The sequence below is a fragment of the Paenibacillus antarcticus genome (assembly GCF_001637225.1).
Classification (GTDB): domain Bacteria; phylum Bacillota; class Bacilli; order Paenibacillales; family Paenibacillaceae; genus Paenibacillus_AQ; species Paenibacillus_AQ antarcticus.
In genome coordinates, this window is record NZ_LVJI01000022.1 from 1 (window position 1) to 24,514 (window position 24,514).

At 41.2% G+C, this 24,514-nt stretch carries 20 protein-coding genes, 14 tRNA genes and 1 rRNA gene; 26 read left to right on the forward strand and 9 right to left on the reverse strand.

From position 1 onward, the window contains the following. Positions 1-239: 239 nt before the first annotated feature. The 15 genes from rrf (at position 240) to PBAT_RS15670 (ending at position 1,743) form a co-directional block, all read left to right on the forward strand. Positions 240-356: ribosomal RNA gene (rrf, locus tag PBAT_RS15600) — 5S ribosomal RNA — on the forward strand. Positions 357-413: 57 nt separating this feature from the next. After that, positions 414-490: transfer RNA gene (locus PBAT_RS15605), tRNA-Ile, on the forward strand. 23 nt (positions 491-513) lie between these two features. Next, positions 514-589, forward strand: a tRNA-Ala gene (locus PBAT_RS15610). Between the two features lie 3 nt (positions 590-592). After that, positions 593-668, forward strand: a tRNA-Asn gene (locus tag PBAT_RS15615). Positions 669-672: 4 nt separating this feature from the next. Next, positions 673-747: transfer RNA gene (locus PBAT_RS15620), tRNA-Glu, on the forward strand. 27 nt (positions 748-774) lie between these two features. After that, a tRNA-Val gene (locus PBAT_RS15625) sits at positions 775-850 on the forward strand. A 29-nt stretch (positions 851-879) separates the two neighbouring features. Beyond that, positions 880-955: transfer RNA gene (locus PBAT_RS15630), tRNA-Thr, on the forward strand. A 17-nt stretch (positions 956-972) separates the two neighbouring features. Beyond that, a tRNA-Asp gene (locus tag PBAT_RS15635) sits at positions 973-1,050 on the forward strand. Positions 1,051-1,075: 25 nt separating this feature from the next. Then, positions 1,076-1,151, forward strand: a tRNA-Phe gene (locus tag PBAT_RS15640). Positions 1,152-1,179: 28 nt separating this feature from the next. Further along, a tRNA-Thr gene (locus PBAT_RS15645) sits at positions 1,180-1,255 on the forward strand. Positions 1,256-1,320: 65 nt separating this feature from the next. Continuing rightward, positions 1,321-1,393 (forward strand) — tRNA-Lys (locus PBAT_RS15650). 16 nt (positions 1,394-1,409) lie between these two features. Continuing rightward, positions 1,410-1,484 (forward strand) — tRNA-Gly (locus PBAT_RS15655). A 15-nt stretch (positions 1,485-1,499) separates the two neighbouring features. Next, positions 1,500-1,573: transfer RNA gene (locus tag PBAT_RS15660), tRNA-Arg, on the forward strand. A gap of 13 nt (positions 1,574-1,586) precedes the next feature. Next, positions 1,587-1,660, forward strand: a tRNA-Pro gene (locus PBAT_RS15665). Between the two features lie 12 nt (positions 1,661-1,672). Then, positions 1,673-1,743 (forward strand) — tRNA-Gly (locus PBAT_RS15670). Positions 1,744-2,326: 583 nt separating this feature from the next. On the opposite strand, the gene PBAT_RS26315 is transcribed toward PBAT_RS15670, so the two are convergent. The 4 genes from PBAT_RS26315 to PBAT_RS15685 are packed head-to-tail and all read right to left on the reverse strand — an operon-like array spanning position 2,327 to position 5,511. Further along, positions 2,327-2,554, reverse strand: a complete 228-nt coding sequence (locus tag PBAT_RS26315; protein ID WP_338045658.1) for a hypothetical protein — start codon at positions 2,552-2,554, stop codon at positions 2,327-2,329. A 10-nt stretch (positions 2,555-2,564) separates the two neighbouring features. Then, positions 2,565-3,281: a 2,3-diaminopropionate biosynthesis protein SbnB gene (locus PBAT_RS15675; RefSeq protein ID WP_338045657.1), complete on the reverse strand. Its 717-nt coding sequence runs from the start codon at positions 3,279-3,281 to the stop codon at positions 2,565-2,567. Next, positions 3,278-4,261, reverse strand: coding sequence for a 2,3-diaminopropionate biosynthesis protein SbnA (sbnA, locus tag PBAT_RS15680; RefSeq protein ID WP_068650895.1), 984 nt, complete (start codon positions 4,259-4,261; stop codon positions 3,278-3,280). The genes PBAT_RS15675 and sbnA overlap by 4 nt, the downstream gene beginning before the upstream one ends. Next, the gene (locus PBAT_RS15685; protein ID WP_068650896.1) at positions 4,261-5,511 is read right to left on the reverse strand and encodes a phenylacetate--CoA ligase family protein; all 1,251 of its coding nucleotides are present in this window, start codon (positions 5,509-5,511) and stop codon (positions 4,261-4,263) included. The genes sbnA and PBAT_RS15685 overlap by 1 nt, the downstream gene beginning before the upstream one ends. Positions 5,512-5,668: 157 nt before the next feature. Here PBAT_RS15685 and PBAT_RS15690 point away from each other — a divergent pair, with 157 nt between their 5' ends. The 4 genes from PBAT_RS15690 to PBAT_RS15705 all read left to right on the forward strand — a co-directional run bounded on the left by PBAT_RS15690 (position 5,669) and on the right by PBAT_RS15705 (position 10,706). Next, positions 5,669-6,472 carry a YheC/YheD family protein gene (locus PBAT_RS15690; RefSeq protein ID WP_068650897.1) on the forward strand — a complete coding sequence of 268 codons (804 nt, stop codon included), beginning with the start codon at positions 5,669-5,671 and terminating at the stop codon, positions 6,470-6,472. Positions 6,473-6,635: 163 nt separating this feature from the next. Further along, positions 6,636-6,938, forward strand: coding sequence for a TFIIB-type zinc ribbon-containing protein (locus tag PBAT_RS15695; RefSeq protein ID WP_068650898.1), 303 nt, complete (start codon positions 6,636-6,638; stop codon positions 6,936-6,938). Positions 6,939-7,171: 233 nt separating this feature from the next. After that, entirely contained in the window at positions 7,172-7,399 is a 228-nt protein-coding gene (locus PBAT_RS15700) for a hypothetical protein (RefSeq protein ID WP_068592464.1), read from the forward strand. 184 nt (positions 7,400-7,583) lie between these two features. Next, positions 7,584-10,706 carry a copper amine oxidase N-terminal domain-containing protein gene (locus PBAT_RS15705; protein ID WP_068650899.1) on the forward strand — a complete coding sequence of 1,041 codons (3,123 nt, stop codon included), beginning with the start codon at positions 7,584-7,586 and terminating at the stop codon, positions 10,704-10,706. A 115-nt stretch (positions 10,707-10,821) separates the two neighbouring features. Here PBAT_RS15705 and PBAT_RS15710 read toward each other — a convergent pair whose 3' ends face one another. The 3 genes from PBAT_RS15710 to PBAT_RS15720 form a co-directional block, all read right to left on the reverse strand. Continuing rightward, positions 10,822-12,315 carry a sensor histidine kinase gene (locus tag PBAT_RS15710; protein ID WP_068650900.1) on the reverse strand — a complete coding sequence of 498 codons (1,494 nt, stop codon included), beginning with the start codon at positions 12,313-12,315 and terminating at the stop codon, positions 10,822-10,824. After that, positions 12,312-12,998, reverse strand: coding sequence for a response regulator transcription factor (locus PBAT_RS15715; protein WP_068650921.1), 687 nt, complete (start codon positions 12,996-12,998; stop codon positions 12,312-12,314). The genes PBAT_RS15710 and PBAT_RS15715 overlap by 4 nt, the downstream gene beginning before the upstream one ends. 172 nt (positions 12,999-13,170) lie before the next feature. Next, on the reverse strand, positions 13,171-13,998 hold the full coding sequence (locus tag PBAT_RS15720; protein ID WP_068650901.1) for a hypothetical protein: 828 nt from the start codon (positions 13,996-13,998) through the stop codon (positions 13,171-13,173). Positions 13,999-14,523: 525 nt separating this feature from the next. Between PBAT_RS15720 and PBAT_RS15725 the strand changes: the two genes are divergently transcribed. The 7 genes from PBAT_RS15725 to PBAT_RS15755 all read left to right on the forward strand — a co-directional run bounded on the left by PBAT_RS15725 (position 14,524) and on the right by PBAT_RS15755 (position 22,957). Beyond that, positions 14,524-15,972: an MBOAT family O-acyltransferase gene (locus tag PBAT_RS15725; RefSeq protein WP_068650902.1), complete on the forward strand. Its 1,449-nt coding sequence runs from the start codon at positions 14,524-14,526 to the stop codon at positions 15,970-15,972. 20 nt (positions 15,973-15,992) lie between these two features. Next, a complete protein-coding gene (locus tag PBAT_RS15730) occupies positions 15,993-17,522 on the forward strand; it encodes a stalk domain-containing protein (RefSeq protein WP_068650903.1) in 1,530 nt (509 codons plus the stop codon). A 167-nt stretch (positions 17,523-17,689) separates the two neighbouring features. Continuing rightward, positions 17,690-18,274 carry a CGNR zinc finger domain-containing protein gene (locus PBAT_RS15735; RefSeq protein ID WP_068650904.1) on the forward strand — a complete coding sequence of 195 codons (585 nt, stop codon included), beginning with the start codon at positions 17,690-17,692 and terminating at the stop codon, positions 18,272-18,274. Positions 18,275-18,400: 126 nt separating this feature from the next. Continuing rightward, positions 18,401-18,955 carry an HPP family protein gene (locus PBAT_RS15740; RefSeq protein WP_068650905.1) on the forward strand — a complete coding sequence of 185 codons (555 nt, stop codon included), beginning with the start codon at positions 18,401-18,403 and terminating at the stop codon, positions 18,953-18,955. Positions 18,956-19,162: 207 nt separating this feature from the next. Beyond that, positions 19,163-20,647 carry a glutamate synthase subunit beta gene (locus PBAT_RS15745; RefSeq protein ID WP_068650906.1) on the forward strand — a complete coding sequence of 495 codons (1,485 nt, stop codon included), beginning with the start codon at positions 19,163-19,165 and terminating at the stop codon, positions 20,645-20,647. A 265-nt stretch (positions 20,648-20,912) separates the two neighbouring features. Next, the gene (locus PBAT_RS15750) at positions 20,913-21,716 is read left to right on the forward strand and encodes an HAD-IIA family hydrolase (protein ID WP_068650907.1); all 804 of its coding nucleotides are present in this window, start codon (positions 20,913-20,915) and stop codon (positions 21,714-21,716) included. Between the two features lie 62 nt (positions 21,717-21,778). Beyond that, positions 21,779-22,957, forward strand: a complete 1,179-nt coding sequence (locus PBAT_RS15755) for an acyl-CoA dehydrogenase family protein (RefSeq protein ID WP_068650908.1) — start codon at positions 21,779-21,781, stop codon at positions 22,955-22,957. A 105-nt stretch (positions 22,958-23,062) separates the two neighbouring features. Here the strand turns inward: PBAT_RS15755 and PBAT_RS15760 are convergent, their stop codons facing one another. Continuing rightward, positions 23,063-23,815 (reverse strand): amino acid ABC transporter ATP-binding protein, encoded by a 753-nt coding sequence (locus PBAT_RS15760; RefSeq protein ID WP_068650922.1) that lies wholly within the window; start codon positions 23,813-23,815, stop codon positions 23,063-23,065. Positions 23,816-23,826: 11 nt separating this feature from the next. Next, positions 23,827-24,477 (reverse strand): amino acid ABC transporter permease, encoded by a 651-nt coding sequence (locus PBAT_RS15765; protein WP_068650909.1) that lies wholly within the window; start codon positions 24,475-24,477, stop codon positions 23,827-23,829. Positions 24,478-24,514: the final 37 nt, after the last annotated feature.

The following is a 24,514-nucleotide window of genomic DNA, read 5'->3' on the forward strand; positions in this document are numbered from 1 at the left end:
TGGGGGGGGAACGGAAGACAGGACTGGTGCTGACCACTAATCGGTCGAGGGCTTATCCTAATATTCTGAAGTTTAGGCTTCAGAAGCAAATGCAAGTTTTGAACTGCAAATTCATTCGTATCTAGTTTTCAGGGAATCAAATTAACTTTATGAAGTTCAAGTAACGGATTAAAGAAGACTTGATTTACAGCATATGGCTATGCTGAACCTGGATAATGCATTTGTTTCACAAATGCACGTTTGGTGGCGATAGCGGAGGGGTTCCACACGTACCCATCCCGAACACGACCGTTAAGCCCTCCAGCGCCGATGGTACTTGGACCGCAGGGTCCTGGGAGAGTAGGACGTCGCCAAGCGAAATACCACTAATTATGTGGTTTTTTTTTGCCTAGAATATATAGGTGTACAGATTAGGGCCCTTAGCTCAGTTGGTTAGAGCGTTCCTCTGATAAGGGAGAGGTCGGTGGTTCGAGTCCACCAGGGCCCACCATGTATTTTTTTATATCCCAATATGGGGCCTTAGCTCAGCTGGGAGAGCGCCTGCCTTGCACGCAGGAGGTCAGCGGTTCGATCCCGCTAGGCTCCACCATATTCCCTGATAGCTCAGTTGGTAGAGCACTCGACTGTTAATCGAGTTGTCACAGGTTCGAGCCCTGTTCGGGGAGCCATTAAGGCCCGTTGGTCAAGCGGTTAAGACACCTCCCTTTCACGGAGGTAACAGGGGTTCGATTCCCCTACGGGTCACCATTATAATAAAGTTGTTATGCTAGATTCGGAGGCTTAGCTCAGCTGGGAGAGCATCTGCCTTACAAGCAGAGGGTCGGGGGTTCGATCCCCTCAGCCTCCACCAGTTTTATTGAAGTTATGAATGTTAGATTTGCCGTTGTAGCTCAACTGGTAGAGCAACTGACTTGTAATCAGTAGGTTGGGGGTTCAAGTCCTCTCGACGGCACCATTTTTATTAAAAAGTGTGGAACCGTGGTGTAGTTGGCCTAACATGCCTGCCTGTCACGCAGGAGATCGCGGGTTCGAATCCCGTCGGTTCCGCCATTTTCTTGTTATAAATACCATATTTGGCTCGGTAGCTCAGTCGGTAGAGCAAAGGACTGAAAATCCTTGTGTCGGCGGTTCGATTCCGTTCCGAGCCACCATAAAGATCTTTTGAAGTTGTATGGATGCGCCGTTGTAGCTCAACTGGTAGAGCAACTGACTTGTAATCAGTAGGTTGGGGGTTCAAGTCCTCTCGACGGCACCATATTACCTTAGAAAGACGAACTGGATGTTGGCGATAGTGTATATACTATATCTCCAGCTATTTATGGGTCATTAGCTCAGTTGGTAGAGCACCTGACTCTTAATCAGGGTGTCGAAGGTTCAAGCCCTTCATGACCCATTGTATTGTTTGTATTGCGGACGTGGCTCAGCGGTAGAGCATCGCCTTGCCAAGGCGAGGGTCGCGGGTTCGATTCCCGTCGTCCGCTCCATTTCCTTTTGATTTAGCGCCCATAGCTCAGCTGGATAGAGCGTTTGACTTCGAATCAAAAGGCCGGGAGTTCGAATCTCTCTGGGCGCACCTTTCTCCATATCGGGACGTAGCTCAGCTTGGTAGAGCACCTGGTTTGGGTCCAGGGGGTCGCATGTTCAAATCGTGTCGTCCCGATTTTCTTATTATGCGGGTGTAGTTCAATGGTAGAACTTCAGCCTTCCAAGCTGATAGCGTGGGTTCGATTCCCATCACCCGCTTTGATTGTTTTGAATTCCCAAACTCTTCTCGTAGAAGGGTTTTTTATTTGCAATAAAATGATAAATTTATATCCATATCTATTGGGAATACTGTTTTTTGGAGTCTGTCATGTTCAAGAAATAGTAAATTTGATAGGTGAATTTGATGTCATAAGAGACACTGAGTTGCGTATTTGCGGGTTTTATTTCATTTAATGGCAAGCAGCATGAAGAGGATAAGGTTGATCAATCTAATTATACGTTTAAATAATCAATCACTTAACATATCTCCTTCAGAAGTTACTATTAATTTTTTGTAAAAATGGTTGTACGCAAAGAAATAGTATCATAGAAAATTCTAGCATTGTAATCAAAGTTAGATGAATATATTTAATTATAATTCTGTCCTATGTAGTAGAAATCACTTTTTAAAATTAAGAATTTACTTGCATCTATTATTTATTGCTAAATTTCATACCTTAAGTGTCATGAAGAACGTTTGAAGAACGCTCAACGAAGAGCTGCTTACTTTAGTAGTTTTAGTTGCCTAACTATCAACATTACAAAAGTAAGAACTCTTTTTTCATGTAACAACAATTTTAAATCATATAAGATCAACACCTACACCTAAACGATCTGCCTCACGTAAGTAGTAAGCGGCGATAGCGACATCAAAGGCAGCAAGTCCCATGGGATTGAAGAAGACAGATTCGGAAACGTCATATTCGGCCATTCGGTTTGACATAACCATATCGCTAAGTGTGAAGGTTGCTTCTCGTGTTAGTCCGTGCTCTAAATGCAACTGTTCAATATCTGTATTCTCACGACACACTTCATCCCAATCATCTACAAGAATGGCTCGTATATCTAGCTATATAATCTCGCAATGACACGTTGAGGAGGAGCATGCCAGCAGGAGGCTGTTCGTTAATATAAGGCTTGTTAGACACCGTACAGGTCGCGAATATATCAGAATTGCGGTAAGCTTCACGCCAATCATTCGCTATTTTAGTTTTTGGATATAGCAGGGGATCGATAGTGTTAGATTCAATTCCTTTCAAGTCAAAAAGCGTAATCTGACTAAGTTTATCACCAAGTACACTTGCGCACATGGATGTATGAAGACGTCCAATGGGTCCCCATCCCACAATGCCTAATCGAATGAAGTCTAGCTTGCGAAATGCGGCATAATGTTGAAGAACGAGACCACTAACGGAGGCTGTCCGCAGACCACTGAGCAGACTACTTTCAATGATGGCCAGAGGTTTTCCATTGGATGGGTCATTTAGGATCATCGTACTATGCGCACGAGGAAGTCCTTTTCGCCAATTGTCGGGATAACTTGCAATCCATTTGATTCCGCACATCTCAATTTCTCCACCAACGAATGCAGGCATGGCAATGATCCGTTGGGAGGGTTTCCCGAAACGTAAGTAAGGCTTAATAGGCTGAGAATAGTCACCCTGAGCTAATGTATGCACGGTGGTCTCGACCATGCTGATAAGTTTGGGCCAATTTATACCGATGGCTTTAATATGATCATCATTTAAATATTTCATATCTGAGCTTCCAGAGAATCCAGCTGGCTTTTATTCAATTCGTGCTCGATCCAAGTAGGATTATAAATTGTGTCCAAGTATCGTTCACCACGATCAGGCAAAATAGCTACACATGTGGAACCCTCCGGAATGGATGCCGCCATTCTTTGGATAGCTGCGATAACGCCTCCAGATGAAGCACCTGCCATGATAGATTCGTAATGAACAAGATCATGACAACCTTTAACACATGCCGTGTCGGAAATATGAATGATACGATCTGCAATATCAGGATGATAAAGCGCAGGAACTACCCCTGCTCCGAGTCCCGGGAAATGTCGTGAACCTTTTTTCCCTCCAAAAATAATGCTACCCTCAGCATCTACGGCTACTATGGTTGTTGAAAGGTTATTTTTACGTGTATATTCCATACAGCCCCGAATGGTCCCACAAGAACTAACGCCACAGAATAGATAATCTACAGTTCCTAGCGTGTCCATAATCTCAGGCATCGTCGTAAGTTCATGTGCGCGGTAGTTGTCTGGATTACCATATTGATTCGTCCAATAACTGTTAGGAATATTCTGAAGCAGTTCTTTCACCCGACGTATACGAGCAGGGAGGAATTCTCCTGTCGCAATATCCTTATGTGTCACAAGCTCGATTTCCCCATGGAAGCTGCGAATGATGGCCTTGTGCTGTTCTGTTGTACGAGGATCAACGACACATATGAAGCGTAAACCTAGATAACGACATATGTGAGCAAGACTTATTCCCAGATTGCCTGAACTAGATTCAATAACAACTGAATTATCGTTGAGGTCACCTCGTTTGATCGCTTCACGAATCATATTCAATGCGGATCTGTCTTTTGAACTCCCACCCGGATTCATCATTTCAAGCTTGCCGAATACATCGAAAGATGATTGCTTAAACAATCGGTGTAGTGGAACCAACGGTGTGCGTCCTATGGAACGGAATATACCCTCATCAATGTTCATTAGAACACCTCTTTATTGTTATAGACTCTTTTTAATTTAATTGCATTCCTATGTTGTGAATCGTCGTATATAGCATGATTGACTTGAATTTCTTCTAATAATCCATTCTGAATCATGATGCCGATCTCAGGGATATGATGTGTTATATCATACTGAATCGCTTGTAGCATAAGTGAGTCTATAGGTTCTGATTTAGTGACGATTTGTATGGTCAAAAGGTTATTCGACGTCAGAACTTTAATATTGGCGTCTTGAACATGACGATATACAACACTTTCTATATCGTGAATACTGATTTTCTCCCCATGCTTAAGTTCATTTCCTATTCGTCTAACGATGTTCCGAAAGCTTTGTCTCGATTGTCCATCCACGATCACAGAGCAGAAATCACGTACAACATCATACGTAACGAACCGAATAGCTGGAAACATTTCGCGGACAGTAGAAGTAAGGACAAGGACTCGCTCATCATCTGCTAATTGAAATTCACGAATACCTAATTCCTGTGGTGTGAGTCCTTCAGCTATAATTCCATCAACAAGGATGTATTGGTCAAGCTCATGATCATAATATGCAATCGTTCCAATTTCAATAGAACCGTAGGTATCTGTTATATCTCTTTTTTCTAAACCTAATCGCTCTGCGACACGTTGTTGCCAGCTTAGAGATGCTACCTCACCGACAAGAATGACCTTACGAATACCATAAGATACTGGATTGTCCGAGGCCATTAAAATACGATCAAGAATAGAAGGCATGGTATATAACACGTCGGGTGTAAATGAGGCAAGCCGTTCTAAATGCTGCTCAATGGGTAGTTGAAAAGAAACAGCCTCAACTTCGAGCCCTAATCGATGGAATATAACTTCGGCAGTAGCTGCCGCGTGCCCTGTTCCCATATCGACTAACGCTCGAATAGCTGGATACCCATTTAGAATAGTACCTATAACGTCTGTTTTGATTCGGATATAGTTATCTTCATCTTGGTTAGAATAATAGATGTTTTTTCTAAGATTACGGCTTGTTCCAGAGGTCTGGTAACGGTGTGAATTAAGACGGTGTTCGAAAGGATGATCGGAAATATAGTAATGCTCCTCTAACATGGTGGAGGTCAGAAGAGGAAGATCCTCGAGCCGTTCAACTATCATATGTTCATCATGCGTTGTAGTTGTCGTTCGCAGACGTTCGTACCACCGGAAATGGTCGCCTGTTCGCTGAATAAGTTGTGCCAAGTCATCGTTAATACGCATCATGGATCCTCCATAAGTCTTGATGCTGTACCTTATGTGCATTTATCCATGTAGGTTCATCTATAGACAAAAAAATAGTCATCGGCATTCACCTAATCGGGCAGTGATCCATAAATTAATAGGTAGTTGGAATGTTTAGGAGAAGGGGAATATAAAAATGAACCGAAGCACGATGAAATATGTATCAAGTAAGCTTGTTAAGACGAAAGTCTTATTACAAGATCCTGCATTAATCCCTTACGTACCGCGTACGGCAAGCTTAACTCTTAGTAGATTATTGCTTATGTTAAATCGATACAAGATGGTATATATCAAGCCGGTGTGTGGTTCACTTGGAATTGGGGTAATAAGAGTTGAGCGGAATGGAGCATTATTTCGTTATCGAGATGGGACTCACACATACACATTTAGAACATTTCGGCAGATGTACGTTTCCATTCAGCATCGAATTGGGAGTACACCCTATTTAGTACAGAAAGGTATTGTTATGTTACAGCTTAGACATCGTCCGTTTGATTTCCGAGTTATGGTACAGCGCAACGAGAAGAGCATTTGGGAATGTACGGGTGTTGTAGCAAGGCTTGCACATCCCAAAAAGGCTGTTACGAATGGAAGCCAAGGTGGCACTATTTATGCAGCAGATGAAATATTAAGTAAAGTGGCAGACATCACAAAGGCGGAGAAATTGGTTGAAGAGATGAAGAAAATTGGACTGAAGACAGCTAAACAATTCAGTGCTTCATATCCAAACATGAACGAATTAGGGCTCGACATTGCGGTAGATCGTAATCTTCGGTTATGGATTCTTGAGGTGAATACAAGACCAGATCCTTGTCCATTCACGAAGCTGTCTGATGCTACGATGATTGAGACCATAGTTAAATATGCTAAATCTTATGGCAGGGTGTATGAATTGAAATGTAATAAAGCGCAGAAATCTGTATCTACATCGCACATATAATTTAATTCGACTTATTTTATGTTATATCACAATGATTTATGCGAAAAGATGTTAGAGTCCTTACATCGACAAGAAATATGTATTTTCATCATGAATTATTGCCCGGAAAATATAAAGCTAATGAAAGTGCGATCAAGATAATGCGAAATAAGGGGGAAAATAAATGAAGTGTCCTATCTGTGATGGAGTTAGACTGAGAGAAGTTGATAAGAATGGGATTCATATAGATGTTTGTCCAGAATGCAAAGGAGTGTGGCTTGATCGCGGGGAATTAGATAAATTAATGTCGGGTATACGAGAAGTGCGACAAGAGTATAATGAGTGGCACAATGAGGATAGTAAAAGAAGAGATGATAGGTACGAAGATGATAATAGAAGAAGTCATGATAGAGATTCGTCAGAATATAACAAAAATAAGCGTAAGAATAAAAATCCAGTTCTCGATATGTTAAGTGGCCTATTTTAAAGGAATATCCTAGGCATAGACCATAATCTCTTTAGAAATGATTGAAATTATGAGTGTAAATTTTAGTTCAATGTATATAGTTATGACAAAAGTGAGTAATTTAAAGGATTTTAGAGTATTTTGAAGGACATGGAAACATTCAACCGCACACAAGAGCGGCAGTTCGTGGTATAATAGACATATCAGTCAATTGGATCATCGACTGAGTCATAAGAAAGGTTGATGATATTGATATGCAAGAATTTGAAGATTGGAATCAAAAAGTCAAAAAAACTTTCAATGCAACTAGTAATGAGGCCGTGTTAACCATTACCGAAGCTGGAAATTGGTTGGGTCTTACGAAGGATCAGATGAAAGTATATGTAGAGAAGAATAAACTTAATAAAATTCCAATTATGAGAAGTACGCATAGATATCTTTTGCTGAAAAGCGAAATTGAACAAATTATGAAAAAAGCTTAATGATCCAATCCATAAATTAGTGATCGTATGAGGCACCAATATGAGGTGTCTTTTTATTTTGCATACATTTCCAAGAAATAAAAATATATAAGGAAAATATGGAAACCTTTAGCCCTGTTGTTACGTCAAAGATAGTGAAAAGAATATTTTCAAGATGAATGTGAGATTAGGGAGGCTTAATTAAATGAAGAAGATGGTGTCAATCATTGTGGCCAGTATCCTTGTAGGTTCTGGATTGCTTCAAAGTCAAGTGCAGGCGGCTGCACCTATTGGTATTTATATTAATGGCGTAAAGTTATCAACAGATCAAGCACCGGTAGTAGTTTCGAGTCGAGCTCTTTTGCCTTTACGAGCTATTTTCGAAGCATTAGATGCGACGGTAGATTGGAATTCAAAGACGAAGGTCGTAACAGCCAATAAGGATGGGAACACAATCGTCTTGAAATTAGGTGCTAACACGGCAACGATAAATAATTCAACAGTATCGCTTGATGTACCTGTTCAAAGTATAAAAGGTAGAACGATGATTCCAGTTCGGTTCGTCAGTGAAGCATTGGGTGAATCAGTTGATTGGAACTCTGCGACTCAAAGAGTAACCATTACAACATCTACAGAAGTAAACCCAGTATCTTATGTGAATACAAGAGTGAATGGTCAATCGGGAAATGGAAGTGATTTGAACGTAAGCTTCCCTAAGGCAGCGAAGGAGAATAACGTTGGCGAATATCGCATTTTTGTTGTGAAGTCAGGAGCTTCCTCAAGTTTCAATGTCACAACAGCTTTATCGAACTATAACTACACTTCTGTCCCAGTCCAAGGAAGGGATGTAGCTCTAACGTTGTCCTATCAAGCTAAGGACACGAGTGGAGAATTGATTAAAGCGAATCAATCTTATAATGTATATGTACTTACTGTAGGGAAGGGCTCTACTTCAAGTATCCTTTCTAATGCTTCCCAAACCGTGACTTTATCTGTAGGTTCTCCAGTAGCTGCTGTAACGAGCGTTACACCTACTGACGTAAGTGAATATGGTGATGGACGCGATATGAAAGTAACTTTTACTAAGCCTCAGATAGATAATAATATCGCTAATTATAGGGTTATGGTTGTAAAGACTGCGAATGCTAGTAAATTCGACGTAACTACTGCGAATGGTGTCACGAGTAATAACTACACGACAGTTAATAAATCAGGCACAACACTAACGACAACATTAACGTCATCTTCTAGAGATACCGCAGGAGATCTAATTAAGAACGGTGTATCTTATACAGTATTTGTTCTATCCGTAAGCAATAATAGCAATGCATATTCAAATAAATTATCTTCTGGATCTTCTATCACATTGAATAACAACCCTGTGGTAGCACCTGTGATTACCAGAGTGGATGATGTGAGTGATTATGGCGACGGACGCGATTTACGGGTCAGTTTTAATAAAGTGTCAGAAGAGTCCAGATTAGGCTCTTATCGTATTTATGTAGTGAAAGAAAACAATGCGTACAACTTTAATTTAAATACTGCCAATGCAGTATCAAGCGCAAACTATACGTATGTGAGTAAGACAGGGTACAATATCAGCCAATCACTTGCATCGAGTGCAAGAGATGTAGATGGTGCAGCCATTAGGAGTGGTGTTAGTTATCGAGTATTTGTCATGTCAGTAGGATCAGGAAATTATGCCGGGAATAATGTATTGTCATCGTACTCATCTGCGATTGTGTTATCAGGCAATTATAATGTTAGTGCAGTAACGAGTCTTGGGGTAAATGACGTAAGTGACTATAATGATGGTCGAGATCTACGTGTTTCATTTAACCGAGTGGCTGATGAATCTACTATTAGTCATTATCGTGTCATGGTTGTAAAGACTGGAAATGTGAGCAACTTCAGTCTAACTAAGGCTAATGCCGTATCTTCCTCGAACTATACGTATGTAAGTAAGACGGGATACAATATCAGCCAATCACTTGCATCGAGTGCAAGAGATGTAGATGGTGCAGCAATTAAAAATGGTGTGAGTTACCGAGTATTAGTCCTATCTGTGGGAACGGGAAATAATGCAGGAAGTAATGCATTATCAGATTACTCATCTTCGATTACGTTATCAGGTAATTATAATGTTAGTGCCGTAACGAATGTTGGGGTTAACGATGTAAGTGACTTTAATAATGGTAGTGATTTGCAGGTTTCGTTCAATCGAATAAATGATGAATCTACGATTAATCAATACCGCGTAATGGTTGTAAAAGCAGAAAATGCGAGGTACTTTGATTTATCGGTAGCCAATGGAGTATCTAGCGCCAATTATACGAATGTAAGTAAGACGGGATACAATATCAGCCAATCACTTGGAACGACTGCAAGAGATGTAGACGGAGCAGCAATTAAAAATGGTGTGAGTTACCGAGTATTTGTCCTATCTGTGGGAACGGGAAATAATGCAGGAAGTAATGCATTGTCAGATAACTCATCTGCGATTACGTTATCAGGCAATTATAACGTTAGTGCTGTAACGAATATTGGTGTTAACGATGTAAGTGATTTTAATAATGGTAGTGATTTGCAGGTTTCGTTCAATCGAATAGAAAATGAATCTACGATTAGTGAATATCGTGTGATGATTGTCAAAACAAAAAATGAATCTAATTTCACTCCTGCAATCGCGAATCAATTGCCTAGCTCGAATTATACGGCCGTAAAAAAAATCGGGAAGAACATTAATCAGATACTCGGATCGGATGCAAGAGATGTAGATGGAGCAAGGATTAAAAACGGTGAACGTTACCGAGTGTATGTATTGTCTGTGGGAACGGGAAGTTATATCGGTAATAATGCCTTATCTTCAGGATCAACTGATATCACGCTTTCAAGTGTTGTATTGGTGGAAGGAGTGACCAATTTTTCCGCTACATCGGTCAACAAAACAGGCAATGCAAGTGACATCCAAGTTGTTTTTACCGCATCAGCTAATGAGAGTGCGGTTCAAGAGTACAGAATCATGGTCGTGAAATCGGGTGAAGTTAGTTCTTTTGATTTAACTAAGGCCAGTAACATCAGTTTTGGAAATTATATAGTAGTACCTACTAAACAAGGTGGGAGTATTTCGCAGTTCTTGCAAGATACAGCGAAAGACACAAGGGGAGAGGTTATTACCACGGAAAATGGATACAATGTTTTTGTTCTTACTGTGGCTAATGGAACTGTAAGCACAGTTAATGCTCTGAGTGTTGCAAGTAGTATAGTGCAGCTCTCCACACCAGCAGTAACATCACAGGCAACAGAATCAGTCCCAACAACACCTTAAGAAACCATTTAGAATGGAAATGAGATAAATACTTCTAGAATAACGTGAAAGCAAGCCTTGGGATTCATCCCAAGGCTTGCTTTTTTTGGTTTGTGTCATGATGTTAAAATTCTTATTAAATTATGGAACGATGATTCAAGACAGGAGTCTCCACAATAAAGACAGTACCCTTACCTTGTTGGCTTTCAATATGGATGCTTCCGCCATGTGCTTCGACAATGGCTTTAGTAATGGATAAGCCAAGGCCTGCTCCGCCATATTTACGAGTTCTGGACGAGTCACTACGATAAAAGCGTTCAAACACATGAAGAAGGTGGTCTTCATGGATACCTACACCATTATCTTGTATCGCAAGTTGAGTACGATCTCCAGTTGTATGAAGGGTAATTGTGATTATCCCGTTCTTGGGATCCGTATGCTGGACGGCATTTTGGAATAAATTCAATATCACTTGTTTCATTTTATCTGGATCATAAGTTCCTTTAATGCCATAAGTAAGATCCAAATCAATTGTACGCTCTCCTGCAAGAATGACAAGTTGAGGTCTCATTTCACGGATGAGTTCACCTAAGTTCACTTCTGTTAATTGAAGTTGAGGCGAGCGATCCATCTTGGCAAGTAGCAATAGATCCTCTACTAATTTATTCACTCGTTTAGATTCTCCATACATGCTCTTCAAGGCACTTGTCAGCTGTTCCGGATTAGCGGCGGCCCCGCGAAGCAGTACTTCTAGAAAACCATGTATAGAGGTCAGAGGTGTTCTTAGCTCATGAGAAGCATCGGCAATGAAACGCCTCATTTGTTCTCTAGCTTCTTTTTCAGATTCGAATGAAATTTCAAGTCGCTCGAGCATTCCATTAAAGGACACAGATAAGCGGTCAATTTCCTCCTGACCATGAGATACGGGAAACCGTTCCGCCAAATTACCGACATCTGTTTGTTCAACAGATTTCACCATATTAGATAATGGAAGCAAGGTGCGAAGAAGTAAAGGCAAGTAAAGAGCCGCCCCACCAACTAAGGCAATGGCTGATAGACTGAAAAATATGAGTAACTGCTGCATAACCTGATCTTGTAATGGTGCTGTTTTAGTACCCATTTGAACAATGCTATCCGAGCGATTCGGTGCTTCTAGCGGTCTGAATACAACCAATTGTTCATTACCATTTGAATCCTGAACTATCTTATAGGGAATTTCTTTATGAAGATTAGATTTCTCTAGTATCTGTTGATATTCTTCCGCTGAGAGTGTAGGAGAGACATTGCCACTACTTTCGTTTATATCGATGGAGGTACCATCAGAATCGATCCAAGACAATGAAGAGTCTGGTATGAATAGGAAGGCATTGCCTCCTGGACGGGTTAAAGGCTTATTGCGGGAGTCGTCAAAGCTCTTCCTCATAAACCAATCCCTCGGCATAGATTGCATTTGTGCCTCCATGGTCTCTGCTTGTTTCTTATAAAGGAAATCCTTCATGACAACATACTGTAGTACTCCAACTAACAGCAGAAGGACGGCCATAATCAATAAAGAACGGGTAAGAAGCTGGAACCTTAATGAACGAGGAGCGAATAGATGCTTAGCTCGAGTAGTCCAGTTCTTGATCATGGCAGATCAATCCGGTATCCGGCACCTCTAAGGGTACGAATAAGCCGATGTTCCTTATCGTTCAATTTCTCTCGAATCGAGCGAATATAGACCTCAACAATATTCTCTTCTCCTCCAAAATCATAACTCCACACTTTGTCTAGAATTTTACTCTTGCTAAGCACGATGCCATGATTCAAGACCATGAATTTCAGAAGCTCATATTCCGTAGGTGATAGTTCTAGTACTTTCTGTTGATACGTTATTTCTTTTCTAAGATCGTCGATCTGGAAAGGGCCGTGAACAACTTCCCCTAGTAAACTTGGAAATTGATTACGCAGTCGCGCTTGAATTCTTGCAAGGAGTTCATCGAAGCTGAATGGCTTTACCATGTAATCGTCTGCTCCGAGTGTTAATCCCTTAACCCGATCATCTATTTCGTCTTTAGCCGTTAACATAATAATAGCTACATTAAATCCAAGCTTCTTAATCATTCGGCAGGCTTCGAACCCATCAACCCCGGGCATCATCACATCAAGAATAACAACGTGTGGTTGGAATTCTTGAGCTAAAGTGACGGCGCTCATCCCATCAGGTGCTGTTCTAATCTCAAATCCTTCATTGGTTAATCCAATATCTAAGAACTGTAATATATGAGGTTCATCATCAACCAGCATGATTCGTATTCCCTTAACTGTATTCATCTTGTCACCGTCCCTAGACAATATCTTTCTCTTCATCATTATGCACCTCTATGCTGAATTTTTACTGAGGGTCTACTGAGTTACAGCTTAATCATAGCATGTCCCACAAGATATCCTAAGTGAAGAGAAAGGAATGAACTTCAGGAGAAAGAAGAATAAGATGATATAGGTGTCACGAAGCAAGCTGTAATTGGACCTTGCGTTCAATTTCACTAATTTTTTGTTCCAATAAGTAAGTTTTTTCTTTATGTTCTATTACCTTCTTAGCGTGTGTTACTAATGCATCAAGAGACCTTAAGGTGGTAGATATATTACCATTCTTAATGGATTGTTTGAGGGTTAAAGTCTCAGTAATGAATTTTTTCTGTGTCATGCTAGCGGCGTTCTTGGATACCTTAATCTGCACTTTAAGTGGAGCGATACCGTCAAGTGTGGCACGAAGTAATTTCTTTGTTGCAGCGGTCTTACTCTTCGCTGTCGTATAGGAACTCTCTTTATTTCGAATATCTGTACGTGCTAGTTGTACGGCGATCTTCATGCTCTCTGTCTGCGATAGGAGAAGATTATAAATTTCTTTATGATTGAGCTTCTTGGCTACCGCCTTCTGTTGATTGAGTGACTCATACATACTGAATAGCGGTTTGTACCGTTCTCTTGCTTGAGTAAGCTTAGCTTGTAAATTTGTGAGTTTGTCTGAATCAACAAGTTGAATTTTTTTCTTTACAACAATTAGTGTTTCCTCGTTTAAATAGTGAAGGTCTTTGATTTTATTGTCCCACTCTTGATCTTGTTGTTGTAGCTTTAGAATATTGGCATATTGATTATTCATCAAGTTTGCTGAAGATGAATTGGCTGAAGCAGCCATCTTATCAAAGGCGGTTCTCGCTGAGGTTGATAATTCAAAAGAAGCAGCTAATACGGAGATAGGAAACAGAGTAACGAGTGTAAGGGTAAGCATAAGACTAAGGAATAAGGTGGACAATCGCTTCATTGTAGTCATCATATAACCTCCTAAATAATTGGACACACACAAAAAGCACCCGTAAGAAAGGCATCAAAAGCCTTTTCTTACAGGTGCTTCCTGCATTGAAATCAAATAAACCACTATTAATATTTCCATAAATATACATCATGGTTTATTAGGAGTCAACAGTAGCATTCAGTAGATTTTCAGCAGTGCTTTAGATTCATTTCAGGAGCGGAATGTATAATGAGTGAGAACGAGCGGAATAACCGCTGGTGATATCAATGTGATCAAGGCAAACATATTCCTTATTGTGGATATGTATATTGAATGTATTCCTTCTGTGGTTGAGTTTAATAGGTTTGAATTCGGCAAAAAAATACATTTTTTTATTGACTATTTTTTTACAACAGGGGATTATTAGAGATAACATCCTATTTTTGAAAATACAAGAAAGTATAAGTATCACTTAATACTTTTCTTCTTATGTTTTCGAAGAGATGGATATTTTGATTATTCGTACGTTCGGTGATAGACATAAATGGAGTGGGAGTGAAAGGGTTGCTGTTCAATACGTATGTTTTTATTTTTGCATTCTGGCCGATTTCGGTAGGAATATACTTCTTACTTAACCGTCTTCGGTATGTTACTGCCGCGAAGTTATCATTAGTAATTGCCTCGTTGTTCTTTTACAGTTGGTGGAACATTAGTTACCTTCCTTTGATTCTTGGATCGATTGGGTTTAACTATATCGTTGGACGCTTACTTCAAGTAGCAGTGCACGGTAATCATGATGATGTAACTATAGACAAAGAAGACAAGGATCAACGATCCAAGCGAAAAGGGTTATTACGTTCACCTAAAGCACTTCTTATCATAGGACTAGTTGGGAACATTCTTTTACTCGGATATTATAAGTATACTGATTTCTTTCTGATCAATTTAACGGAAATATCCGGTCACACATTCCCATTGCTGAAACTTATATTACCTTTAGGAATTAGCTTCTTTACATTCACACAAATTGCTTACTTAGTTGATGCTTACCGTGGTAAGACGCGTGAGTATAACCTCATGAGCTATATCTTGTTCGTTACGTTCTATCCGCATCTTATTGCTGGTCCTATTCTTCATCACAGTGAAATGATGCCTCAATTCGATAGACTGCGCAATAAGCATTGGAATTGGAATAATGCTTCTAAGGGAATCTACATTTTTTGTATAGGATTATTCAAAAAAGTTGTTATAGCAGATACGTTCGCCGAATTTGCAAATGATGGTTTCACTTCAGCTCATCAATTCGTGGACACTTGGGTTGCAACGTTGTCGTATACATTACAATTGTACTTTGACTTCAGTGGATATACAGACATGGCGATCGGGGCTGCGCTCTTGTTCAACATCGTATTGCCACAGAACTTTAACTCGCCATATAAGGCGTTAAGTATTCAAGATTTCTGGCGCCGCTGGCATATGACACTTAGTCGTTTCCTACGTGATTACATCTATTTCCCACTAGGTGGAAGCAGACGTGGTGAGCTAATTGCTATGCGAAATGTAATCATCACGTTCATTATAGGTGGATTCTGGCATGGCGCAGGCTGGACGTTCTTAATGTGGGGTTTCTTGCACGGAGCGGGACAAGCTGTTCATCGTATGTGGATGAAGGTAGGTAAACCTCTTCCCAAATGGTTCGCATGGTTCATAACGTTCATATTTATAAATATAGCATGGGTATTCTTCCGTGCAGATACGGTGACTCAAGCGTTACGTTTATTAAAAGGAATGGTAGGACTTAATGGGCTAGATCTTGGCTCACTTAAAACACTTGCACCAGCCGGACTATTCATTCTTATTTTCTTACCAATCGTATTATTTGCATCAAATTCGTCTGAGCGTATGGAAGCATTCAGACCTTCTTGGAAGAAAGCTGTATTTATGGCAGTTATCTTCGTTATTTCGTTACTTTATTTCAACCGAATTACTGAATTCCTGTACTTTAATTTCTAGCTGGAAGGGAGAAACACGTTGTGCAACATATAACACCAGTACCGGCGCCGGAATCTGCAAAGAGTCAGGATGGACGATCCCGTAAAAACAAAGACCAACGCAAGCGCGTCACTGCCAAACAGAGTAGGAAAGTACTTATCCAGTTTGCTGTTTCAGCCATTATTATGGCGTCTTTAGTAGCCTTACTTACTGTGGTTCTTGACCCACTGCAGTTCTATCATAAATCTTTTTACCCAGCGATCTATTCGAATGAACAACGTTACCAGAATCCAGGGTTAGCTAAGAATTATGACTATGACACGATTATTATCGGAACTTCGATGACGGAGAACTTTGTTCCTTCAGAGGTGGATAAAGCTTTAGGTGGTAAGACACTGAAGTTGTCCGTTCGTGGGTCAACAGCTGATGAGCACAATGCGATTGCAAGCCTTGCACTCGAGACAGGTAAAGTGAAAAAGGTATTATGGGGTCTTGATTATTTCTCTCTCAAAATGGGGAGTAAAGAAGAAATAGATAACCCAACGTATCTTTATGACGATAAATGGTGGAACGATTATAAATATTGGTTCAACTATACCATCTATCAAGATCTATTTAAGGAAGCTGTATTAAGGCCGCTACGAGGGTTACAAGCAAGACAATTGGAATACTTATATAACTGGAATAGAGAAGTCACGTTCGGTGCGAAGAAGGTTGCGGATGTTTATAAATCTTCACGTGCAGGAGAGGCATACTTTGGTTTGAATGAGGAACCGATTGAGACGATCAAAGAGGCTTTTAATGAACATATTTTAGCGCTTGTTGAGAAATATCCTGATGTTGAATTTGATTTCTATTATCCTCCATACAGTGTTTTAAGGCAGAAAGTATGGCAGGACACGAATAACAAGCGTTATCTCAATCAACTTGAAATGAAAGAATGGATGTTCCAGCAATTTGATAAATTGCCGAATGTTCATGTGTATGACTTCCAAGAAGAGTCTGATTGGACGTATAACCTTGATTTATACAAAGATTTGTCGCATCATAACCAAGATGTGAATAGCTGGATTGCCCAAGCCATTGGCCGGGAAGATCCTAAATATAAGATGACACAAGATAACGTTGAGCAATTTAAGATCCAAATGGAACAACAGCTTCAGATGGTTATGGTTACAAGTAAGTACGTCGTTGTTAACGCCGAAATTTCTTTAAAAGAGGGCAGTCAAACGAAACCTCTTACATTCACGTCTTTAAGCGCGACGGATGACGATAAAGATATCTTCGTACCCGTCAAAGAAGCGACTGCTGCGTTAGGAGCAGAGATGGTATGGGATCAGGCAGCTAAGTCCATGACGTTCAAACGTGGTGACCAGGATGTCGTGATATACGTTGGAAAGACAGAAGCTAAGACAACAGGCGGATCGAAGGATATTACGTATGCCCCTCGGTTAATTGATGGTACAACGATGATTCCGCTAGCATCGGTGGCAGCATTATTTGGTTTCGAAGCGTCGTTAGAGCAACCCAGTGATCGGATTATTCGAATGACGTTAACTTCTTTACAATAGATAGAGTATTATATCGACCGTGAAATGTAGAGGTATACAACAAAGACCCTAGCGTTGTGCTAGGGTCTTTGTATTGGGGAGGGATATTGGGCGGCATTTTGAAACAAGGTACTTGAAATGAGTTATAATGTGATTATCATAGTAGGAAGTATAGGAGATACGCTGATATGAATGAATCAATCAAGTTTCCCCTTATTTCAGGACATCCGTCGCTTGATTTGGTGAATACTGAACTCATTCGCCGTGGGCAACGTCATGATTTATTGATTACAGAAGGAGATCTGCTAGACTGGCTAAGTTGTATGCATGAGAACAGTCTTGCTTGGAACAAAGAATTGATCTCTAAGACGAAACTGGAAATAGGACAAGTGTTGCTATCTATACGCGAACTTCGTGCCATTCTGAGAGAGAAATTTGAAGCTATGGCAGACGGACAACGTATTACGGAATCATTTATTACGTTGTTAGAACAATATATCGAAGAAGCGCCCTACACCTATAAGTTACGGGATCAGCAACTCATTGCTGTTCCTGTGGGTAAGATTGAGAATACTCTGAAATCATTGATCGCGCTAGATGTTTTAACCTTAATTAGTGAGAATAAGCTATATACGTTGAAGCGATGCTCCAATCCGGATTGCGTACTTTTATTTATGGATGAGAGTGGAAGACGTAAATGGTGCTCTATGAAAATATGTGGGAACCGAAAGAAAGTGGCCCGGTATGAACAACGCAAGATGGAAGAAGATTGAGGAATCGACTCCTATGAGAGTGGATTCTTTTTTTTCTCCACAACTAACCATATAAATACAAATTGACAGGTTAGTTAATTTAGAGTAACGTATAAGAAAAAGAAAAGAATGAGAATGAGGGATTTCGTGGAATCTGCGTCAGTCACAAGCAAAAAAGAAGCACAACCTGTACATGTACGTTATTTTTCTAAGATGCGTGGAAGAGGAAGAAGTTCCCTACAAGTCAATGTGAAGGACACCTTGACTGGGTTCGTGGGTGGCTTTATTACGATATCTGCGCTCGTCCTCCTAACAAATATGACTTCCTCCGTATGGTTGATGGCTCCATTTGGTGCCAGCTGTGTCTTGGCATTTGGAATGTGGAATGCACCATTATCTCAGCCTAGAAATATTATTGGAGGTCATCTCATATCAACGTTTGTTGGCCTAGCCACATATACGATGTTCGGTAACGCTCCTTGGGTGATCGGCTTGGCGGTTGGCTTAGCTATTGCATTCATGATGCTGACCAAAACAACACATCCACCAGCTGGAGCTGACCCATTAATTGTTATACTTGGTGCTTATAGTTGGAGTTATTTAGTTACGCCAGTGTTGCTCGGTTCGTTAATCATTGTATTCTTCGCGTTAATCTTGAATAATTTACGTAGTAACCGACAGTATCCAACTTTTTGGATATGATGTGAGAACATACTCTCTAGATAATGTTATGGAGTGAATGGAGCTAAATATCGAATTAACTTTAAAACACCGAGTAGGTGTTTTTTTTTGTTATTTCTGAGACTTAAAGGTGATCTTCTTCACGCCTTTAGCACGGTGCCTCGTGTTAGTATATAGATCAATTAGGAGTTGGCTTCAAATACATGGGGAGTAGGGGGAGTTAAACTTATGGGTAAAACGACCGGATTCATGGAATATCAACGTGAAATTCCAGGAGAGGTGAATCCTCTTGAACGTATTAAGCATTGGGGAGAGTTTGTCATTCCGATGGATGAGGGAAGACTCCGGGAACAAGGTGCTAGATGTATGGATTGTGGTACGCCCTTTTGTCATGTAGGACGATTACTGTCGGGTATGGCTTCGGGATGCCCTGTTAATAATCTTATTCCTGAATGGAACGATCAGATCTACCATGGGCAATGGCGAGAAGCGCTAATTCGATTGCATAAGACGAATAATTTCCCTGAATTCACAGGCCGGGTCTGTCCTGCTCCATGTGAAGGATCTTGTACGGTAGGACTTAGTGGATTGCCTGTGACCATTAAGAATATCGAGAAAGCCATTGTGGATCGAGGGTTCGCAGAAGGGTGGATCGTACCGGAACCCCCTAAGACACGAACAGGTAAAAAAATAGCGGTTGTTGGATCGGGTCCCGCAGGTCTTGCATGTGCTGCTCAGTTAAATAAGGCTGGGCATACGGTAACGGTATATGAGAGAGCTGATCGTATAGGTGGACTTCTCATGTATGGTATTCCAAATATGAAGTTAGATAAGACAACCGTGCAACGACGTATCGATCTTCTTGCAGAGGAAGGTATTACATTCGTAACGAATATAGAAATCGGTAACGATATCACATATTCCGAGTTGAAAGAAATGTGTGATTCCATTGTTCTGTGTGGAGGAGCAACGAAAGCCAGAGATCTATTCGTTGAAGGGCGAGAGCTTGGTGGCATTCATCAAGCGATGGACTTTCTGACGCAAAGTACGAAGAGTCTGCTCGATTCTGGACTGGCAGATGGCCAATATTTGTCTGCTAAGGACAAGGACGTAGTCGTCATCGGTGGAGGGGATACGGGGACGGACTGTGTAGCTACTGCTATACGACATGGTTGCCGTAGCGTGAATCAATTAGAGATTATGCCTCAGTCGCCATTAACACGCCAGCCGAGCAACCCTTGGCCGGAATGGCCGAAGGTTCTAAAGGTCGATTATGGACAGCAGGAAGCTACTATGCTGTATGCAGAAGATCCGCGTCGTTATTTAGTCTCAACGAAGAGATTCGTTGGCAATAATCATGGAAATGTTGAGGGAGTACACACCGTACAAATAAAGTGGGTAATGGATGAACAAGGGCGATATACCCCAGTGGAGGTTCCGGGAAGTGAGCAAGTCATTCCAACTCAAATGGTACTCCTTGCTATGGGTTTTACAGGTCCTGATTCAACTCTACTAGAGCAGATTGGAGTGGAGCGTGACGAACGTTCCAATGCCAATGCTGAATTTGGTAAGCAGGTTACGAATGTAGAAGGAGTATTCACAGCAGGTGATATGCGTCGAGGGCAGAGTCTTGTAGTCTGGGCGATTAACGAAGGACGCCAGGCAGCCCGTGAGGTCGATTGTTATCTTATGGGAAGTAGTACCTTGCCATGATAGGTTAGGTTATATGGAGTATAAATAGTGCATTAGTATGGATCACATGTGATTAAGAGTGGCATGACGGTAGAATATCAACCTCAGCGTGGGAATATCCTTTATTAATGACAGCAGTTGCTACGGAAATCCTCTGCATAGCAACTGCTTTTTGGATCGCATGCAGGAAATATACGTCAAACAAATCTTGACAAATGAACGTCAATATTAGGAAGATGTATCTAGAAGCTACCAAAGATAAGAATACGAGGTGGATATAGATAACATGCTAGAGAACGTTGATGGATATGTGATCGATCTAGATGGAACAGTGTATAAAGGACAACAGGCTATCGATGGGGTAATGGATAGCATTGCTTATATAAAGTCCATAGGCAAACGAGTAGTATTCTTGAGTAATCGTGGCAATATTTCGAGACATATGTGCCATGATAAATTGATCGGGATGGGTATCGATGTTAGGGAAGAAGAAATTCTGCTGACTTCCACTGTAACGGCCACCTATTTAAGAAACCATGCTGAAGGCGCTCAGGTATGGGTATTGGGTGAACAAGGATTGCGAGATGAGTTAGTCCTTGCTGGGCTTACGTTAGCAGAGAAACCAGAAGAGGCAGAATGGCTTGTCATTACGTTACATGAGACGCTTACCTATAAGGAATTAAATGAAGCTTTTAGGGCTGTAAGGCATGGCGCTCGGATGATCGCTACGAATGCGGATAAGACTTTCCCAGGAGATGAAGGGGATTCCATTGATGTTGCGGGCATGATTGGTGCGCTAGAGTCTACGACGGATCAGAAGGTGGAGGTTGTGATAGGCAAACCTTCCATTTTGATGGCAGAAGCTGCACTTGAAGTTCTGGGTCTTCCAGCTGAACGCTGTATGATGATTGGCGATAGTCTGGTATCTGATATTGGACTTGGTAAGAATGCCGGTATGATAACAACACTCGTATTGACTGGATCCGTAAGTAGGGAAGAAGCAGAAGCGAGTGATGTCCAACCGGATTACATTTGGAATTCACTAAGCGACTTGAAAGAGATACTGCAATTAGAAACACTACCAAAGTAAGTTAAACTGAAACATACAGAAATAGGAGTGGGCAGAAGAAGCGTAAGAGGAGGGCTAAATCCATGACACAACCATACTCATCAGATCATTGTATACGTAACGAAAGAGAGGCTGGTATAGCCTTACTAGCAGATCAATTAGCTATAAAATTCGCAGAACGTGCATCGAAACATGACAGAGAGGGTTCATTTCCCTTTGATAATTTTGCAGACTTACGAGATTCTGGGTATCTTAAATTAACGGTACCGAAGAAATACGGTGGGGAAGAATTATCTCTATATGAAATGTTACTAGCACAGGAGAGAATTGCCCGTGGAGATGGTTCAACGGCGCTAGCTGTCGGTTGGCATATGGCACTTATTCTAAGTCTTCGATATACAAATCGTTGGTCTGAAGACTTGTTCTCACGTTTCAGTGCTGAAGTGGTTAATGGCGGAGCTATCATTAATCATTTTGCTAGTGAGCTGGCAACTGGAAGTCCAACTCGTGGCGGTAAACCCCAGACTTCAGCGGTAAAAGTAAATGGAGGTTGGGCCATTACTGGACGCAAAACGTACAGTACGCTAAGTCCAATTGTAGAACATTTCACGATTTCAGCAGCGATTGATGGTAATGATGAGGTTGGTGAGTTTTTTGTTCGTAAGGGTAATGGATTTAGCTTGGTAGAGACTTGGGATACACTAGGGATGCGCGCCACTGGTAGTCATGATGTTATTCTAGATCATGTGTTTGTCCCTGACGAAGAGGTAATCAGCTTGTCCATTACAGAGAAACAACGTCAAGTGACGGATGATGGCAGCGGATCACTTTTGCATATTCCTGCATGTTATATCGGTATCGCTTATGCAGCTCGTTCTTTTGCAGTCGATTTCGCTAAGAATTATAAGCCGAACAGTCTGCCTGGACCTATTGCGGACCTGCCACGTATTCAGCAACAGATAGGGGAGATGGAAGCTGATCTGATTACGGCACGTACACTGCTCTATTCCGTAGCTGATCGATGGGACCGAGACCCTGCTGGAAGAGTGGCACTGAAGCCAGATCTTGGACTTGCGAAATATATCGCAACCAATCATGCCCTACGTATCGTTGATAAAGCCATGCGTATTGTGGGAGCGACGAGTCTTTCACGTAACCTTCCATTAGAGAGAATGTATCGTGATGTACGTGCGGGGCTGCATAACCCGCCAATGGACGATGTCGTCCTTCAGAACTTAGCTAAACGTGCGATTCAAGAATAGCGCAGTTAACTTTCACGCAAAAGAAACGGTTACCGTCCTCGAAATGGGGCGATAAAGCCGTTTCTTTTGTTAATACATATGCATGTAGTCTTTTCATTCGATTCGTTACTCCTTATATTTCCGAAGGGACAGATATCCATCTCTTCTTGATAAAAAGGATTTCGTTCGTTCGTGGGTCGGACGCTCAAATATCTCTTCGGGTGTACCTTCTTCCACAATCATTCCTTGTTCCATGAACAAGACACGATCAGAAACCTCACGAGCGAAATCCATCTCATGCGTGACGATGACCATGGTCATTCCTTCCTTAGCTAAATCTTTCATTACAGCAAGCACTTCCCCAACCATTTCTGGATCCAACGCAGATGTTGGCTCGTCGAATAACATGATCTTGGGCTCCATAGCAAGTGCGCGTGCAATGGCGACGCGTTGGGCTTGGCCACCAGATAGAGAATCGGGATATACGTTTGCCTTTTCCGATAGACCCACTTTCGCAAGCAATTCTATGGCTTTACTTCGGGCTTTTTCTACAGACCATTTACGAACCTGAATAGGCGCGATGGTAATATTATCGATCACTTTCATGTGAGGAAACAGGTTGAATTGCTGAAACACCATACCTACTTCGGTTCGAATGGTTGAAATTTGGATGTTGGGGTCCATTAAAGACTGACCTTCGATCAGAATTTGACCGCTTTGCGGTTGTTCCAATAAATTCAAGCACCGAAGAAACGTTGACTTACCTGACCCCGAGGGTCCGATAATAACGACAACTTCTTGATGAAGGACTTTCATATTAATTTGTTTAAGAACGGCCTGTGAACCAAATGATTTATGTAAATCGATAACCTCTATCATGGGATCCATCATTAGGCTAACTTCCTTTCTAGTACACTTAACAGCTTACTTAATGAATACGTAAGGATGAAGTAGATGAGGGAAGCGAAAAGGTAGGGCTCCCATATCCGGGAATATTGACCACTCATGCCATTACTCCAATACATGATCTCAGGGGCAGCAATAATGGCCACTAATGATGAGTCTTTAACCAATACAATAAATTCATTGCCAAAGGCAGGAATCATACGCTTGATCGCTTGCGGTAAGATGATGAATTGCATGGCTTGTCTATGTGACATGCCAAGGGAATACGCCGCCTCTATCTGACCTGCACTCATAGACTGAATGCCAGCTCTAAAGATTTCTGCGGTATAGGCTGCTGAGTTAAGGGAAAGCGCAATAATGGCTGCAGCGATGGGGTCTGTTCGTCCTATAACCATTGGAATCAAGCCGAAGTGAACCATTAATATTTGAACATACAATGGCGTACCACGGAAGAAATTAATGTATGCACTCATGGGCCAGCGTAGAATCATTCGGGAAGACATTTTCCCAAAGCCTATCACGAGTCCAAAGATGGATCCGAGAATGATGGATAGAATGGAAATGCCTATGGTTAACATAGCGCCCTTTAAGATAAGTGGAATGTAATCAATAATAATATCCATTCTGAAATCCATAGGACTCTTCCTTTCCAAAATATAAGCATGCGTAAGT